The organism is Aphanothece microscopica RSMan92 (genome assembly GCF_046613545.2).
In the GTDB taxonomy this organism is placed as follows: domain Bacteria; phylum Cyanobacteriota; class Cyanobacteriia; order PCC-6307; family Cyanobiaceae; genus NIES-981.
The window spans coordinates 1-414 of record NZ_JBKKKY020000610.1 but is presented as its reverse complement, the minus strand read 5'-3'; the positions used below and the strand labels follow the sequence as shown (position 1 = coordinate 414).

The 414-nt window shown below is 70.5% G+C and carries 1 protein-coding gene; it reads right to left on the bottom strand.

Annotation, left to right across the window (positions count from 1 at the left end; translation table 11 throughout):
* Positions 1–414: hypothetical protein (locus ACLD7X_RS19295; RefSeq protein WP_411425291.1), on the bottom strand; the 414-nt coding region annotated here is incomplete at both ends.

The following is a 414-nucleotide window of genomic DNA, read 5'->3' as shown; positions in this document are numbered from 1 at the left end:
CAGCGCCCCAAGCAGGTGGCAGGCCAGCGGGCCCAGCCCCTCGACCTCGGTCGCGCGGGCCCAGAGCGGGGCCAGCAGGTTCACGTCCAGCCCGCCTTGCAGCAGCGAGAAATTGGGCATGTCCAGTGGCAGGGGCGCGGGCATCCGGTCACGCAGGCGAAAGGGCACCTCGGGCGGGACGCCCGAGAACTGGCGCTCGAACTCATACAGCTTGATGACCGAGAACAGCATCCCCAGCTCGCGCCCCAGCAGGCGCTGCGCCTCGGTCGCGCCGTGGTCGCCAAAGGTGATCGCGGCCGAGATCAGCCAGCGCGGCGGCAACTGGTCGATCAGCGCGGCGCCCTGTTCGGTCCAGATGCGGCGGAACAGGGCGGGGGTTTGGGCGGGATAGCTGCGCTTGCGCAGATGGGCGAT